The sequence below is a fragment of the Burkholderia sp. BDU5 genome (assembly GCF_001522845.1).
GTDB lineage: Bacteria > Pseudomonadota > Gammaproteobacteria > Burkholderiales > Burkholderiaceae > Burkholderia > Burkholderia mayonis.
Genome location: NZ_LOWC01000132.1, coordinates 1 through 15,854, shown reverse-complemented (window position 1 = coordinate 15,854; position 15,854 = coordinate 1). Strand labels below are relative to the sequence as shown.

Here is a 15,854-nt window from a genome sequence, read left to right as displayed (position 1 = left end):
ATCAGCGTTCCTGTTTTTTCAAGAGCAGTATGGTCGCGCCGAGGATCACCGGCGCCGAAGCGGCGAGCGGCCAGAACTGCGAGTAGAGATCGGAGAGCGACAGCGCCTTGTTGAACACGCCGCGGCTGATCGACAGCATGTACGTCGCCGGATAGACGACACCGATGAAGCGTCCGGCGCCCTCGAGCGACGACAGCGGCGTCAGCAGGCCCGCGAACTGCACGGTCGGAATCATCGTGCCGATGATCGTCATCACGATCGCGGCGACCTGACTGCGCGTGAACGTCGATGCGAGGAGGCCGATGCCCGTCGCGACGACGTTGAAGATCAGCACCGCGAGCAGCAGCGTCATGAAGCTGCCCTTGACCGGCACGTCGAACGCGACCTGCGCGAGCACCGTCATCAGCAGGAAATTCAGCATCGCGAGCACGACGTACGGCACTTGCTTGCCGATCAGGAACTCGGTGCGCGTGACGGGCGTCACGTACAGGTTCAGGATCGAGCCGAGCTCGCGCTCGCGGACGACGGCGAGCGCCGTCAGCATCGCGGGCAGCATCAGCAGGAGGAGCGGCATCACGGCGGGGATCATCGCGGGCAGGCTCTTCACGTCCGGGTTGTAGCGATAGCGCGTGACGATGTCCGCGCGCGGCGCGGCCGTCATCCCGAGGCGATGCTGCGCCTGGTCGTAGAGCCATATCGTATGCATGCCGATCGTGTAGCCGCGGATCGTCTCCGCGCGCTGCGGCATCGCGCCGTCGATCCACATGCCGATCTGCACGGAAGCGCCGCGTTCGACGTCGCGCGCGAAATGCGGCGGGATCTCGATCGCGAGCGACAGCTCGCCGTCGCGCATCCGGCGGTCGAGCTCCGCGTAGTCGGACAGCGCCGGCCGCTCGACGAAGTAGCGCGAGCCGGACAGGTTCAGCGCGTAGTCGTGGCTCAGCTCGGTCTGGTCGCGGTCGAGCACGGCGTAGGTCAGATCCTCGACGTCGAGGCTGATGCCGATGCCGATCACGCACATCAGCACGAGCGAGCCGATCAGCGCGAGCGTCGCGCGAACCGGGTCGCGGCGCAGTTCGAGCATCTCGCGCCACATGTAGCTGAGCGCGCGCTGGGCGCTGAAGGCGCGGTGGGGCAGGTCGATTTCGGTTGGTGCGGATCGCGGCGAAGCGACGAGCGGGGCGGGTGCGTCGGGTGCTTCGGATATGGCGCGTGACGCGGCGGCGGCGCTGTCTCGGGTTTCGAGTTTGACGCCGGCGTCGGCGACGGCATCGCTGTCGGCCGAGGCGCCGACTCTTGCACGCGCGTCGGCGTGAGTATCGACGTCGGCATCGGCATTCCCACCGGCCGCGCGTTGCCGATGCGCGGAACTCGCCGCTTCCGCCGCGCCGCCGCCGTCCTGCTCCTCTGCCGACGCATCGACGAGATACCCGATGAATGCATCTTCGAGCGTCGCCGCGCCGCGCGCGCGCACGAGCCCGGCGGGCGAGTCGCTCGCGAGCACGCGGCCCGCGTGCATCAGCGAGATCCGGTCGCAGCGCTCCGCTTCGTTCATGAAGTGCGTCGAGATGAAGATCGTCACCTGATCGCGGCGCGCGAGATCGATCATCAACTGCCAGAAGCCGTCGCGCGCGACAGGATCGACGCCCGACGTCGGCTCGTCGAGGATCAGCAGCTCCGGCTTGTGGACCATCGCGACCGCGAGCGACAGCCGCTGGCGCATCCCGAGCGGCAGGCTGTCGGGCAGCGTATCGAAGATGTCGGTGAGGCCGAAGCGGTGCGCCATCTCGTCGACGCGCGCGCCGATGTCGGCGGCCGGCACGCCGAAGAGGCGCGCGTGCAGCACGAGGTTCTGCCGAACCGTCAGCTCGCTGTAGAGCGAAAACGCCTGCGACATGTAGCCGACGCGCCGGCGCGTGTTGATGTCCTTCGGATCGACGGGCTTGCCGAACAACCGCGCGTCGCCTTCGGTCGCAGGCAGAAGGCCCGTGAGCATCTTCATCGTCGTCGACTTGCCGCAGCCGTTCGAGCCGAGGAAGCCGAAGATCTCGCCGCGGCGGATCCGGAAGCTCACGTGATCGACCGCGGTGAAGTCGCCGAAGCGCATCGTCAGGCCGCGCGCTTCGATCGCGACGCCCGCCTGCGCGTCGGCGCGCAGCGGCTCGATCTTCACCGGCTTGTGATCGCGCCGCTTGTCCGCGGGCAACAGCGCGATGAACGCCGCTTCGAGCGTGTCGCAGCCGGTGCGCGCGAGCAGCTCGGCGGGCGCGCCCGTCGCGAGCACGCGGCCCGCGTCCATCGCGATCAGCCAGTCGAAGCGCTGCGCCTCGTCCATGTATGCGGTCGCGACGATCACGCTCATCGTCGGCCGCTCCGCGCGGATCCGCGCGATCAGATCCCAGAACTGCGCGCGCGCGAGCGGATCGACGCCCGTCGTCGGCTCGTCGAGGATCAGCAGGTCGGGATCGTGGATCAGCGCGCAGCACAGGCCGAGCTTCTGCTTCATCCCGCCCGACAGCTTGCCCGCCGGCCGCGACAGGAACGGGAAGAGGCCCGTGCTCTGCGTGAGCGCATCGATCCGGCGGCGGCGCTCGTCGGCGTCATGGCCGAACAGGCGCGCGAAGAACTGCAGGTTTTCCTCGACCGACAGCGTCGGATACAGATTCTTGCCGAGCCCCTGCGGCATGTACGCGATGCGCTGGCACACGCGCTCGCGATGGCGTCGCGAGCGCATGTCGCCGTCGAGCGCATCGACGCCGCCCGTCTGCAACGCGCGCGCGCCGGACGCGAGCGCGAGCAGGCTCGACTTGCCGACTCCGTCCGGCCCGATCAGGCCGATCGTGAGACCGGCGGGGACGTCGAGCGTGATGCGGTCGAGCGCGACCGTCCTGCCGTAGCGCAGGCTGACGTCCGTGAATCGAACGACGCTCGGCGTGCTCACTGCGGGACCTTGACCATCAGTTGCGCGGGCCAAGGCTTGCTCTGATCGACGCGGACCCATGCGACGCCGGGCAGCCCCGTCTTCACGAGCTTCAAGTGCTTTTGCAGCAGCTCGCGGTCGATCCGCGCCTTCACGCGAAACATCAGCTTCTGCCGCTCGCTCGCGGTTTCGACGGTCTTCGGCGTGAACTGCGCGGTGCTCGCGACGAACGACACGGTCGCGGGAATCACGTAGTTCGGCGCGGCGTCGAGGATGATCCGCGCGTCGGCGCCGAGCGCGACCCGGCCGACGACCGTCTCCGGCAGAAAGAACGTCATGTAGACGTCCGACAGATCGACGAGATTCAGCACCTTGCCGCCCGCGGGCAGCACTTCGCCCGGCTGCGCGACGCGGTATTGGACGCGGCCGTCGCGCGGCGACGCGAGCTCGCTGTCGTTGATGTCGGCCTGCACGCGTGCGACGGTCGCATCGGCCGCCGTCACCGCCGAATGCGCGGCGACGAGCTGCGCTTCGGTCGCCTCGATCGCGGCCTGTGCGGCGGAAACCTGCGCGGCCGCCGCGGACACGGCCGCTTGCGCGCTGCGGCTGCGCGCGCGATCGTCGTCGAGCTCCTGCATCGACGACGCGCCTTCGCGCGACAGCGTCTCGGAACGCACGAGCCGGCGCTTCGCGGCGTCGAGCTCGCTTTCGCGCAGCACGACCATCGCCTGCGCGGCCACCTTGTCGCTCCTGCGCTGCGCGACCTGCGACTCGACGCCGGCCGCGGTGTTCAGCGCGCGCTGCCGCTGCGCGGTCGCTTCGTCGTACTGCGCGCGCAGCACCTGGATCTCCATCTTCGCGAGCGGCTGGCCCGCCTTCACGAAATCGCCTTCGTCGACGAGAATTTCGTCGATGCGGCCGGGCAGCTTCGTCGCGACATCGATCTCGGTGGCCTCGATGCGGCCGTTGCCGCTCGCGAAGCCGTCGCCCGGGCCCTGATGGCGCAACAGCGTCCAGCCGTAGTAACCGCCGAGCGCGACCGCGGCGACGGCGGCCGCGGCGACGATCTGCTTCCTGGTGACCTGGATCATGACAACGGACCTTATTTCACTGAGGGTTCGGTGGAGGAGGACGATTGCGCAGCGTCGCGCGCGGGCTCGGCGAGATTGCCGCCGAGTGCCGCGTACAGTGCGACGCGGCTCGACAGCAGCGCGCGGCGCGTCTGCACGAGCTGCTGCTGCGCGCTCAGCAAGTCGCGCTGCGCGTCGAGCACTTCGAGAAAGCGCGCGGCGCCGCTGTCGTAGCGCAGCTTCGCGAGCCGCGCGCGCTCGGACTGTGTCGCGAGCGTGTCCTGCGCGATGCGCACCTGATCGGCGAGCCAGTGGCGCGCGGCGAGCGCGTCGGCGACGTCGCGAAACGCCGACTGGATCGTCTTCTCGTATTGCGCGACCGCTTCTTTGCGGCGCGCCTTCGCGAGCTTCAGGTGGCTGATGTTGCGGCCCGCGTCGAAGATCGGCATCGACAGGTTCGGAACGAAGTTCCACGCGCTCGTGCCGGACGCGAACAGGTTGTGCAGCTCTGTGCTGCCGGAGCCGATCGAGCTCGTCAGCGCGATGCGCGGAAAGAACGCCGCGCGCGCGGCGCCGATGTTCGCGTGGGCGGCGCGCAACTGATACTCGGCCGCGACGACGTCGGGACGGTTCGCCAGGAGCGCCGACGGCAGGCCGGGCGCGAGGTTCGGCGCGATGCTCGAGTCGACGAGCGACGCGAGCGTCTGCGCCGGCGCGCGCTTGCCGACGAGCAGATCGAGCGCGTGCTGCTGCACGTCGCGCGCTTGCTCGAGCTGCGAGCCGAGCGTCTGCGCCTGTTGCAGCAGGATTTCCGATTGCGTCAGATCGAGCTTCGAGATCGCGCCTTCCTCGTAGCGGCGTCGGAAGATCCGCAGCGATTCGCGGCGGCTCGCGATCGTCTCGTTCGTCAGCGCGAGGCGCTCGTCGTATGCGCAAAGCGACAGATACGCATCGGCGACCTGGCCGATGAGGCTGATCGTCACCGCGCGGCGCGATGCGTCGCTCGCGAGGAACGAATCGCGTGCAGCGGCCTTCAGGTTGCGCACGCGGCCCCAGAAGTCGATCTCCCATTGGACTTCGCTGAGCGACGCCGAATACAGCTCGCCGAGGATCGGATTCGGCAGCAGCAGGCCGCCCGGCTCGCGGAAGCGGATGTACGCGGCATTCGCGGCGATCGTCGGAAACTGGTCCGCGCGATGGATGCCGTACATCGCGCGCGCCTCCTCGACGCGCTGCGTCGCGATCCGCAGATCACGGTTGTTCGCGAGCGCGGTCTCGATCAGCGCTTGCAGCCGCGGATCGACGAAATACTGGCGCCAGTCGAGCTGGTCGAGCGCGCGCGCGCCGGCGCCCGTCGGATCGGCCGGGTAGGCCGGATAGGCAGCGGGCACGGGCGGCGGTTGGCGCGCATAGTCGGGCGCGAGAGACAGGCAGCCCGACACGGCCGCGCACAGTGCGAGCGCGGCGGCATGCCGCGACACTCGGCGCGCGATGCCGTGCCGCCGCTGATGCCGTTCGTCGTGGCGCGCATCGTTGCGCATGGTCATATCCTCGGTGGTCGATGAAGCCGACTGTTCTTCGTGGACGCCGCGCACACTCCCGAACATGCTCACCGTCGCGCGGCGCGGGCAAACGTCGCGCGATGCGCGCCGCTCTCTCGCGTCCCTTTATATCCGACGATTACCGTGTCCTATCTTGATCTGAGTCAGTGAGATACCGACTGGTCAGTTTTTAAGATGTCGCCATGCACGATGCGGGTGCGTCCGCCGCGCGGACGTCGCGCATCGCGAAACGAAACGACACAACGAACGGCCGCCCGCAGGGCGGCGAAGCGGCGGCGGACCATGCGAAACCGGAACGGCATCGATCAGGCGGCGACGGCGCGCGAAGCGGCACCGGCCAGGCCGCCGCGCTGCCGGTTGCCCGCCGACGTGCGCATCAACCAGATCCTCGACGCGGCGTTGGCCGAGTTTTCCGCGAGCGGCTTCGCGGGGGCGCGGATCGACGACATCGCCGCGCGCGCGGGGATGTCGAAGGGCGGTGTCTACACGCACTTCGGCAGCAAGGACGAGATCTTCGAGGCGTTGCTCGAGCGCTCGCTGACGCCGCCGCTGCTGGCGGCATCGAAGGCATCGAAGACGGCGCGATCGGCGCGCCGGTCGACGGGCGCGCGGAAGCCGGACATGGCGAACGCGCAACGCGCGGCGTTCGCGCAGGATCCTTTGAACGCATCGAGCGACGCCGAGGCACACGATGCGCCGAGTGCGTCGCGTCCGCCCGCCGCGTCGCGTTCTCCGGCGGCTTCATCCGCGCCGGCCGGGCCCGCGTCGCTCGCGGCGATCGTCGATCTGCTCGCGGGCGATCTCTATGCGTGGTCGACGAGCGAGCCCGTGATCGCGACGCTGCGTCTCCTGATCGCCGAAAGCCGGCGCGCGCCGCATGCGGTCGAGCGCTGGCAGAAGCAGGTCGAGCGCGCAGTCGCGACGGCCGTCGACCGGCTCGTGCGGCGGGGCGTCGAGGCGGGCGAGTTGCGCGAAGGCGTCGCCGCGCGCACGCCGCTCCTGCTCGTCGCGCCGCTCACGCACGCTTGCCTGCGACAGGCGCTGCGCGCGGCGCCCGCGACCCGGCGCGACATTGCTGCGGCGCGGCGCGACTACGCGCGTTTCATCGAGGAGCTGTTGACCTGACGAAATGCATGAATCCGGGTGCTGCGCGGCGGAAGCTTGACGGAAGTCAACTTTCCGTACGCAGAATCCCCCGATCATGAACTCACGTTTTCGGCATCCCGAACGGTTCCTGGCAACGATGGAGGAGTTCGATGCGAACGGCGGTTTTTTACGAAGCGCTCGAAAGCGCCGGGCTGCCGGAGCGCCGGAGCGCCGGAGCGCCGGACCGCCGGACCGCCGAAACGACATCGACTTGAATCAGGAGGTTTTATGTATCAGAAGATCATGGTGGCGCTCGACGGCAGCGATATCTCGAAGCGCGGCCTCGACGAAGCGATCAAGATCGCGAAGGCGACGGGCGGACGGGTTCATGCGGTGTACGTCGTCGACAAGTCGGTGGTGTTCAGCTACGCGGGCCATTTCGACCCGAATGCGCTCCTCGAAGGCTTCCGCGACGATGGCCGCAAGGCGCTCGGCGAAGCGGAAAAGACGATGGAGGCCGCGCAGGTGCCGGGCGAAGCGGAGCTGTTCGAGACGGCCGGCATCGGCGAGGAAGTCGCCCAGGCACTCGAGCGCTGCGTGAAGCAGAACGGCGCGGATCTCGTCGTATTGGGCACGCACGGTCGCCGCGGCGTGCGGCGCGTCGTGCTCGGCAGCGTCGCCGAGCGCTTCCTGCGCACGTCGCACTGTCCGGTCCTGCTCGTGCGCGGCGAGGAAGCCGAGCATCGAGTGGAAGTGTGAGCGCGTCCCGCGCGCCACGAGAACAAGGAGAACGACATGACGCATCCTGACCGCAAGGCGATTGCTTCGACCGTCGCCGTGTTCGCTTCGCAAATCGGCCTGATCGCAGCGGTACGCGGGCTGCTCGTCGCCGACGGCTCGGCCCCGTACTTCGTGCTGTTCGCGATCGTGGCGGGCGTGCTCGGCTTCGTCGATCTGTATTACCGGCCGATCTTCGCACCCGCGTTCGCGCGGCAGCGCGTCGCGTTCGTCCATCGTCACGGGGAAACTGCGCGCGACGCATCGTGAACGGGATCCTGAGACTCGCGTTCAAGCTGCTCGTCAACGACAGCGCGAAGTTCACCGCGCTGATCGTCGGGATCACGTTCGCCGTGTTCCTGATGGTCGAGATGACGTCGCTGTTCGCAGGAATCCTGAACAAGTCGTCGTCGACCGTCATCAACATCGGCTCGAAGGTTTGGGTGATGGACCCCGGCGTGCAGACGATCGCGAGCAGTATCGGGATGCCGGATTACGTGCTCGACGCGGTGCGCAGCATCGACGGCGTCAAGTATGCGGTGCCGGTCTATTCGGGCGGCGCGCTCGTCAAGCTCGGCGACGGCACCTATCAGGCCGTCACCGTGATCGGCCTCGACGACGCGAGCCTGCTCGGCCGCCCGACGATGAAGGCGGGCCGCATCGAGGACATCTACGCCGAAAACGGCTTCATCGCGATCGACGACGCCGAGTTCCCCAAGCTGAAGAACCCGACGCTCGGCACGATGTTCGAGCTGAACGACAATCGCGGCGTGATCGTCGGCATCGCGAAGGTCGCGAGCAGCGGCCTGTTCGGCACGCCGACGCTCTACACGACCTACGCGCGCGCGACGCGCTACATTCCTTCGACGCGCTACACGACGTCGTACATCCTCGTCGAGCCGAAGTCGGACCGGGACATTCCGCACATCAAGCGGGAGGTCGCGGCGCTCGGTTATCTGGCGTACACGAAGGAAGAATTCATGCAGCACATCTCGGACTTCTATAAGTACGAGACGGGCGTCGGCACGAACATCCTGCTGATGACCGCGATCAGCTTCATCGTCGGGCTGTCGATCTCGGGCCAGACGTTCTACACGTTCATTCTCGAGAATCTCGAGAAATTCGGCGCGCTGAAGGCGATCGGCGCGAAGAATCGCGAGCTCGTCGCGATGATCCTGTTCCAGGCGACGTTCACCGCGCTCACCGGCTACGGCCTCGGCGTCGGGCTGTGCACCGTGCTCATCAGCGTCGCGCGGCTGCGCCTGCCGAGCTACGCGGCGCTCATCACCTACGGCAACCTCGCGCTCGCGTTCGGCATGGTCGTCGTGATCGCCGGGCTGTCGAGCTATCTCGGCGTGCGTCGCGTGCTGCGGATCGAGCCGTTCGATATTTTCAGAGGATGACGATGGCCGAACTCGCGATCGATGCGCGCGGACTCACCAAGTGGTTCGGTGAGGGCGAGGCGCGCACGCGTGCGCTGTCGGACGTATCGGTGCAGACCCGCTTCGGCGAGATGCTGCTGATCGTCGGGCCATCGGGCAGCGGCAAGACGACGCTGCTCAGCGTGATGTCGGGCATCCTGCGGCCGGATGAAGGTAGTGTAATGGTCGACGGCGTCGATCTGTGGGCGCAGGACAACGACGCGATCGCCGAATTCCGGCTCAACCGTATCGGCTTCGTGTTTCAAGACTACCATCTGTTTCCGCGCCTGACGACGGTCGAGAACGTCGCGATTCCACTGATCCTGAAGCGCCGCGAGTGGAACAGCGCGATCGATGCGGCGCACGAATATCTCGACGTCGTCGGCCTGAGAAATCGCGCGGCGCTGCCGCCCGTGAAGCTGTCGGGCGGCGAGCAGCAGCGCGTCGCGATCGCGCGCGCGATCGTCAGCCAGCCCGACATCCTGATCCTCGACGAGCCGACGGCGTCGCTCGACGGCGACACGGGCCGCACGATCATCCACTTCGTCAAGCACAAGGTGCTCAACGACAAGCGCTGCATCGTGATCGTCACGCACGACAGCCGCATCTTCGATTACGCGGACCGCATCCTGCGCATGGAGGACGGCAAGCTCACCACGATCGAGAAAGGAGGCGGCCAGTGAAGCAGCGGATCGTCTTTCTGGTCGCGCTCGTCGGGTTTTTCGCGAGCGTCGCCGCCGCGTGGGTCTACAGCATCCAGGAGCCGCCGCAGCCGCCCGTGTTCAAGCCGGCGTCGAATCCCTACGCGCGCGGCGTCTATGCGACGGGCATCGTCGAGAGCGATCAGACGTCGGGCGCGAACGTCAATGTGTATCCGGACGTCACGGGACCGGTCACGCATATCTTCGTGCACGAGGGCGACGCGGTGAAGGCGGGCGATGTGCTGCTCTCGCTCGACGATTCGGTGCAGAAGGCGACCGCCGCACAGCTCGCCGCGCAAGCCGACGCGGCACAGGCGATGCTCGACGAACTGAAGGCGCAGCCTCGTCGCGAGACGCTCGACGTCTCGGCGGCGCAGGCCGCCGCGGCCGCAGCGAGCCTGAAGACCGCGCAGGACCAGTACGACAAGCAGCGGCGCGCGTTCGAGATCGATCCCAAGACGGTGAGTCGCGACGCGCTCGACAACGCGCTGAACGGCGTGAAGGTCGCGCGCGCGAACCTCGACGTCGCCACGCGGCAGTACCGCCTGACGCGCGCGGGCGCGTGGATCTACGACATCCGCAATCAGGAGAAGCAGGTCGCCGCGCTGCGCCGGGCAGCCGACGCGTCCGCCGCGCTCCTCACGCACTACACGCTGCATGCGCCTGCCGACGGCGCCGTGCTCGCGATGAACGCGGCCGTCGGCTCGTATCTGTCGCCGCAGGGGATGTACGACACGTATACGCAGGGCAACACGCCGGCGATCGTGCTCGGCTCGTCCGCGAACCGCCTGCAGGTGCGCTGCTACGTCGACGAGATCCTGATCAGCCGGCTGCCGGCCGGCAAGGCGCCGAAAGCGCACATGTCGGTGCGCGGCACGCCGACCGAGGCGGATCTCGAGTTCGTTCGCGTGCAGCCTTACGTGACGCCAAAAATTCAGTTGTCCGATCAGCGGACCGAGCGCGTCGACGTGCGCGTGCTGCCGGTGATCTTCCGCGTCGTGCCGCACAAGGATCTGCGGCTGTTCCCGGGGCAGATCGTCGATGTGTACATTGCGTCCGATTAGCCGCGCACGTCGGTGCCGGCTGCGCTTCGCGGCGATCGCGCTCGGCTGTGCGTCGCTCGTCGCGGGTTGCGCGGTCGGGCCCGACTTCGTCCGGCCCGAGCCGCCGCACGTCGACGCATTCGTGCCGGACGGCGCCGCGCGCACGAGCTTCACCGCGAGCGGCGCGACGCAGACGCTCGCGCCCGATGCGCCATTGCCCGATGCATGGTGGCGGCTGTTCGGTTCGCGCGAGATCGACGCGGCCGTCGACGACGCGCTCGCCGGCAGCGCGACGCTCGCCGGCGCGCAGGCCACGCTCAGACGCAGCGAGCACGAACTGATGGCGGGTGCGGGCGTGTTCTATCCGCAGGTCGACGCGCAGGCGGGCGCGTCGCGGCAGCGCTACGTGCCGTTGCGCACGGGCGCGAATCTGCCCGCGTCGATTTTCAACTTGTTCACGCTGTCGACGACGATCAGTTACGCGCTCGACATCTGGGGCGGCGAGCGGCGCGGCGTCGAAGGGCTCGCCGCGCAGGCCGATGCGCAGCGTCACGCGCTCGCAGCCGCGCGCCTGACGCTCGCGTCGAACGTCGTCAACACGATGATTGCGCGCGCCGCCTATGCGGACGAGATCGCGGTCACGCGCGAGCTGATCGCGCTGACGGACGAGCAGATCCGCCTCACGCGTGCGCAGGTGAGCGCCGGCACGAGCGCGTACTCGGCCGTGCTCGCGCTCGACGCGTCGCGTGCGTCGCTCGATGCGTCGCTACCCGCGCTCGAGCAGAAGATCGGTCAGGCGGACGATCTGCTCGCGACGCTCGCAGGCCGCTATCCGGCCGAGTGGATGCCGTCGAAGCTGTCGCTCGCTGACATCGCGTTGCCGCCGCGGCTGCCGCAGACGGTGCCGTCGGAACTCGTGCGCCGCCGCCCGGACATCCTGCAGGCCGAGGCGGCGCTGCATGCGGCGAGCGCGAACATCGGCGTCGCGACGGCGGCGCTGTTTCCGAGCGTCACGCTGACGGCGTCGGGCGGCTTCGACGCGGCGCGGCTGCCTTCGCTGTTCAACGCGGCGAGCAAGACGTGGAGCGTCGGAGCGGGGATCACCGCGCCGCTCTTTCATGGCGGCGCGCTGTGGTATCAGCGCAAGGCCGCGATCGACGCGTTCGACGAATCGAACGCTGCCTATCGGCAGGTGGTGCTGAGCGCGTTTGCGCAAGTCGCCGACACGTTGCGCGCGCTCGATCACGACGCGGCGGGGCTCGACGCGCAGGCGCGCGCGATGGACGCGTCGCGCGAGGCGCTGCGGCTCGTGACGATCGAATACGAGACGGGCACGGCCGGCTATCTGCAGGTGCTGACCGCCGATCAGCAATACCGGCAGGCGCGGCTTGCGTGGGTGCAGGCGAGCGCGCAGCGGCTGCAGGATACGGTCGCGTTGTATGCGGCGCTGGGCGGCGGGTGGGGCGAATCTGCGGGGCGGTGACGGTGGGGCGACGGCGCGTGTTCTGCACGCCGTCAGGCGTGGCGCGATCGCGGCGCCTTGCGGGGGGGCGCATGTTTTTTCCGGTGGCCTCGCCTGTGCCGGGAGCTTCGCGGATGCCGTCGCCGTTCGCGAGCGTGGCGGCTACGCCGATCTTGCTTGCCACGCCGATCGCGCCGCCATCGCCGTCCTCGTCGATTCCGTTTAGCCGCTCGCCGCCGCCGTTTGCATCATCGCCGCGTCGCTTCTCCGCGCTCTTCGGCGGTCTTCGCGAGCAGCCGCCGCAGCACGGGCGGCGTGCATTCCTCGACCATCAGAAAGCGCGGCAGCGTGAGAAGCGGCGCGTCATGCCGGATCTTGCTCGGCTCGAGCGTGAAGCCGGCCACGTAGCCGGCTTCGCGCGCAAGCGCGCCGAGCTCGCCGTCGAACGCGCCGAAAGGCCATGCGAGCAGGTCGACCGTGTTGCCGATTTCGTGCTCGATGCGCGCGCGCGCCTGCTCGAACTGTGCGCGCGTCGCGTCGCGAAACGCCTCGGACGACCGGTGCGCGGCATTCAGATCGGGATGCCACCAAGCATGCGACTGCACGTCGAACCAGCCGGTCTTGTGCAGCACGCGCAACTGATGCCAGGTGAGCGAGCCGGGCGCTTCGCCCACTGCCGACGGATAGACGAACAGCGTGATCGGCGCTTGCTCGCGCAGCGCGATCATTTTTACCCATTCGAAGATCGACGCGTGCCCTTCGTCGATCGTCAGCGCGACCGCCTTCGGCGGCAGCACGACATGCTCGCCGCGCAGCCATCGGACGATGTCGCGCAGCTGGACGATCCGATACCCGAGGCGGCGCAGGTGCGCGAGCTGCGCTTCGAACGTCGCGGTGCTGACCGTCATCGGATCGGAGCGGGACGCGTTCGAGAAGCGGTGATAGACGAGCACCGCGACGTCGGTCGGGGGCGTGACGATGGAGGGTGCGCCAGTCGACGCGTCGGCAGCGACGATCCGCGAGACGGGCCGGAAGCCGGGGCCGAAGACGGCCGTGCGCCAAGTGAACCGGGAACGAGGTGACATGATGAAGTTCGTCGCTGAGTTGTCGGGACCGGCATTGCGCCGGCTGCATGCGAGCTGCGGTCGGAGGCTGGGCGCGAACGTTCGGCGCGGCGTGGGGAGAGCGGTGTCGGCGCATCGGATCTCCGGCGGAGCGGCGCTTGACGCACAAACGTGCGAGCCTCATCGACAGCGCGCGAAGCATCTTTTTAATAGGATGCGCTGCGCATGCCTGCGCGCGTTGAGCCAAGTCAACGCAGTCGCACCAATGCAGCGCGCCACTATAGGCCGATGTTGCGGAGGCAGTGGACGGTCGCGCGCATGATTGTTGACGTGCATCAAATCCGCGCGGCTTTATGTGTTCGGCATGATCCATGCAATTCGCGGCGATGAATGATGCGACATCCGAGCTTCGCATTGGCCGCTCGCCTGTTTGCAGTGACGATCGCGTTCGCGCTGAATCGGATCGCGAAGTTCGAAAGCTGGACGATCGAGCGCATCGAGGTGAACGGCGTCGAGGCGGAGCTCGAACTGAGCATGACCGAACGCGCGCTCGCGCGGCGCAACCCGATGCTGCTCGATCAGCAGGACGAGAGGCAGATCGCGCTGAACCGCATCGATGCCGGCGATCGTGCGGTGGCGCGCGGGATCGTCGGCGATGTTCGGTTTAGCGGGAGGTACGTCGCTCGCCGAGTGCGAGCAGCGCGATCCCCAGCGACCGTGTCGCAACGCGCCCGGCGGGCAGACGCCGCATGTCGCCGGCGTGGCGTCGCCGGACGCGTTGCCCACGGCGGACGATCGTGGCGTTCGACGCAACCGACTGACGAATGCCGGCGAGTCCGGCGGCCCCGAGACGCGAGACGTTTCCGCGCGCGATATCGGACGCGCCGTCGCGATCACGAACCCTGCGGCCCGGCGGCGCGCGTTCCGGTCTTCGGGCCTTCGAGTCGCGACGTGTCGAATCGCGCTTGACGTGCATCAGAAATCTCGTGTCGCGCGTATGCAAAGCTGTTCCGAAGCGGCGGATTCGCGCCGTGTTTTCAGGTGGAGCGAGCGATGAAAACCGACAGGCAGATCAAGCAGGAAGTCGAGGAGGAACTGACGGGCAATCCGATGATCGACGTCACACATTTCAACGTCGACGTCGCGGGGCACATCGTCACGTTGACGGGCCATCCGTCGAGCTACGCGGAAAAGCTCGCGGCCGAGAAGGCGGCGAACCGGATCGCGGGCGTGCGGGCGGTCGTCGTCGACGTGCAGGTGCGGCTGCCGCAAGACGATGTCCGCTCCGACGAAGAGATCGCCGACGCCGTGCGGTCGATCCTGCACTGGACCGTGGGGCTGCACGACGCGGCCGTCCAGGTGCAGGTCGAATCGGGCTGGGTGACGTTGTCGGGCAAGGTCGACTGGGCGTATCAGAGCCACGTCGCGGTCCGCGCGATCGCGCAGATGCGCGGCGTGACCGGCGTGACGAATGAGATCGCGATTCTCGGCGACGTCAGCGCCGACGAGATCGCGGGCGGCATCCGGCGCGCGATGCAGCGCCATGCGGAGCGCGAGGCGAAGCACATCGACGTGACGGTCAAGGACGGCACCGTCACGCTGACGGGCAAGGTCGGCTCGTATGCGGAGCGTGCGGTCGCGCGTGGCGCCGCGTGGTCGATGCGCGGCGTGCGGGCGGTCGTCGACGATCTGGTCGTCGAGTGACGGAAGCGATGCCGGGCGGCGCGGACGGGGTGCGCGCGTTGCGTGTGCGTGGTTTTTGATGCGCCGCACCGGCTATCACGCGCAATATTGGAAGCGCGCCGTGCGGCAAACGCGATGCGAACGACGCGCCGTGACGCGCGCAGCGCGCACGCCGCCGCCGGCCGTTGCCCGGCGTGCGGATTCACGAACGATCGAGTCGAAAGAAAAGACGCGCGCGAGCGTGCGGGAGGATGAGGCTGCGCATGGCTCGCGAGACGAAAACGAACAAAGACGAAAGCTGAAGCGAAGGCGGTCGGACGAAACGAAGCCGCACGAGCGGTCGGGCTAACGGCAGCCGGACGCGTAGCGGCGCGATGCGGAATTGCTGCGGCGGCTGCGGGCACGGGCGGCTGCCGCGCGCGGAACACGCACGCCGCGACACCGCGAGCAGCACGCCGGATTGGCGCAGGCGAGCATGTCAGCGGTCTCCGTCGAGCAGCGATTGTTCGAGTGCGTTCGCGAAGCGCATCAGCGATGCGAGGGAGCCTGCAACGCTCTGATAGCGTTCGCGGCCGATCTGCCCGTCGAGCGTGACGAGCATCCCCGCTTCGCGCGCGAGCGCGAGCAGCGCGTCGGCCCGGTCGGCGGACGCCGCCTGCCGCGGCCGCGCGGCGCCCCCCGATGCGGCGGCGGGCGCAGCTTCGTCCCGGTCATAAGCGAGGCGGCTCGATTCGGTGTAGGCGGCTTGGTATGACATGGCGGCCTCCTGATTGCGGTGGAGCGTTCTTGCATGCGTCGCGAGATGCGTGCCTGCAATGACAGTATCGGGCGGCACGCGGTGCGTTCCTAGCAGCGCACACCGAGCTTTTCGTAGGAAATGCGGCGGACCTATCGGTGTTTTCCTACAACCGGTGGCGTGCTTTCATCGGCGTAGGAAAGCGCTCTAGGGAAGAACCCGCGAGATCGGACGCGGATGCGGAAACGCCTTAGAGACGGTTTCAAAAAGGCCCGGTGGGGCTGTTAACTTTCGCGGCGAGCTGTTAACCTCAGGCATCGGAACAACCG

Annotated in this window: 13 protein-coding genes and 1 pseudogene; 9 read left to right on the top strand and 5 right to left on the bottom strand. The window is 68.1% G+C overall.

Annotation, left to right across the window (positions count from 1 at the left end; translation table 11 throughout):
• Window position 1: 1 nt before the first annotated feature.
• The 3 genes from rbbA to WS69_RS20975 are packed head-to-tail and all read right to left on the bottom strand — an operon-like array spanning window position 2 to window position 5,537.
• Window positions 2-2,941: a ribosome-associated ATPase/putative transporter RbbA gene (rbbA, locus tag WS69_RS20985; RefSeq protein ID WP_059472612.1), complete on the bottom strand. Its 2,940-nt coding sequence runs from the start codon at window positions 2,939-2,941 to the stop codon at window positions 2-4.
• Entirely contained in the window at window positions 2,938-4,011 is a 1,074-nt protein-coding gene (locus tag WS69_RS20980; RefSeq protein WP_059472611.1) for an HlyD family secretion protein, read from the bottom strand. The genes rbbA and WS69_RS20980 overlap by 4 nt, the downstream gene beginning before the upstream one ends.
• Window positions 4,012-4,022: 11 nt before the next feature.
• Window positions 4,023-5,537, bottom strand: a complete 1,515-nt coding sequence (locus WS69_RS20975) for an efflux transporter outer membrane subunit (protein WP_059472610.1) — start codon at window positions 5,535-5,537, stop codon at window positions 4,023-4,025.
• A 297-nt stretch (window positions 5,538-5,834) separates the two neighbouring features.
• Here WS69_RS20975 and WS69_RS20970 point away from each other — a divergent pair, with 297 nt between their 5' ends.
• The 7 genes from WS69_RS20970 (at window position 5,835) to WS69_RS20940 (ending at window position 12,063) form a co-directional block, all read left to right on the top strand.
• Window positions 5,835-6,677, top strand: coding sequence for a TetR/AcrR family transcriptional regulator (locus tag WS69_RS20970; protein WP_059472609.1), 843 nt, complete (start codon window positions 5,835-5,837; stop codon window positions 6,675-6,677).
• Between the two features lie 249 nt (window positions 6,678-6,926).
• Window positions 6,927-7,397, top strand: coding sequence for a universal stress protein (locus WS69_RS20965; RefSeq protein WP_059472608.1), 471 nt, complete (start codon window positions 6,927-6,929; stop codon window positions 7,395-7,397).
• 36 nt (window positions 7,398-7,433) lie between these two features.
• Window positions 7,434-7,685, top strand: coding sequence for a DUF2964 family protein (locus WS69_RS20960; protein WP_059472607.1), 252 nt, complete (start codon window positions 7,434-7,436; stop codon window positions 7,683-7,685).
• Complete coding sequence (locus WS69_RS20955; protein ID WP_059472606.1) at window positions 7,682-8,818, top strand: ABC transporter permease; 1,137 nt, start codon at window positions 7,682-7,684, stop codon at window positions 8,816-8,818. Before WS69_RS20960 ends, WS69_RS20955 begins: the two co-directional genes overlap by 4 nt.
• A complete protein-coding gene (locus WS69_RS20950; RefSeq protein WP_059472605.1) occupies window positions 8,815-9,519 on the top strand; it encodes an ABC transporter ATP-binding protein in 705 nt (234 codons plus the stop codon). Before WS69_RS20955 ends, WS69_RS20950 begins: the two co-directional genes overlap by 4 nt.
• Window positions 9,516-10,601 carry an HlyD family secretion protein gene (locus tag WS69_RS20945; RefSeq protein WP_059472604.1) on the top strand — a complete coding sequence of 362 codons (1,086 nt, stop codon included), beginning with the start codon at window positions 9,516-9,518 and terminating at the stop codon, window positions 10,599-10,601. Before WS69_RS20950 ends, WS69_RS20945 begins: the two co-directional genes overlap by 4 nt.
• Window positions 10,579-12,063 (top strand): efflux transporter outer membrane subunit, encoded by a 1,485-nt coding sequence (locus tag WS69_RS20940; protein ID WP_059472603.1) that lies wholly within the window; start codon window positions 10,579-10,581, stop codon window positions 12,061-12,063. Before WS69_RS20945 ends, WS69_RS20940 begins: the two co-directional genes overlap by 23 nt.
• A gap of 227 nt (window positions 12,064-12,290) precedes the next feature.
• Here the strand turns inward: WS69_RS20940 and WS69_RS20935 are convergent, their stop codons facing one another.
• Window positions 12,291-13,127 carry a polysaccharide deacetylase family protein gene (locus WS69_RS20935; RefSeq protein ID WP_059472602.1) on the bottom strand — a complete coding sequence of 279 codons (837 nt, stop codon included), beginning with the start codon at window positions 13,125-13,127 and terminating at the stop codon, window positions 12,291-12,293.
• Window positions 13,128-13,496: 369 nt separating this feature from the next.
• Here WS69_RS20935 and WS69_RS31710 point away from each other — a divergent pair.
• Together WS69_RS31710 and WS69_RS20925 are read left to right on the top strand one after the other, a co-directional pair.
• Window positions 13,497-13,727: pseudogene (locus tag WS69_RS31710) on the top strand (methyl-accepting chemotaxis protein); the annotation flags it as partial.
• 432 nt (window positions 13,728-14,159) lie between these two features.
• On the top strand, window positions 14,160-14,810 hold the full coding sequence (locus WS69_RS20925; RefSeq protein WP_059472600.1) for a BON domain-containing protein: 651 nt from the start codon (window positions 14,160-14,162) through the stop codon (window positions 14,808-14,810).
• A 457-nt stretch (window positions 14,811-15,267) separates the two neighbouring features.
• Here WS69_RS20925 and WS69_RS20915 read toward each other — a convergent pair whose 3' ends face one another.
• Window positions 15,268-15,546, bottom strand: a complete 279-nt coding sequence (locus WS69_RS20915; protein WP_059472598.1) for a hypothetical protein — start codon at window positions 15,544-15,546, stop codon at window positions 15,268-15,270.
• Window positions 15,547-15,854: the final 308 nt, after the last annotated feature.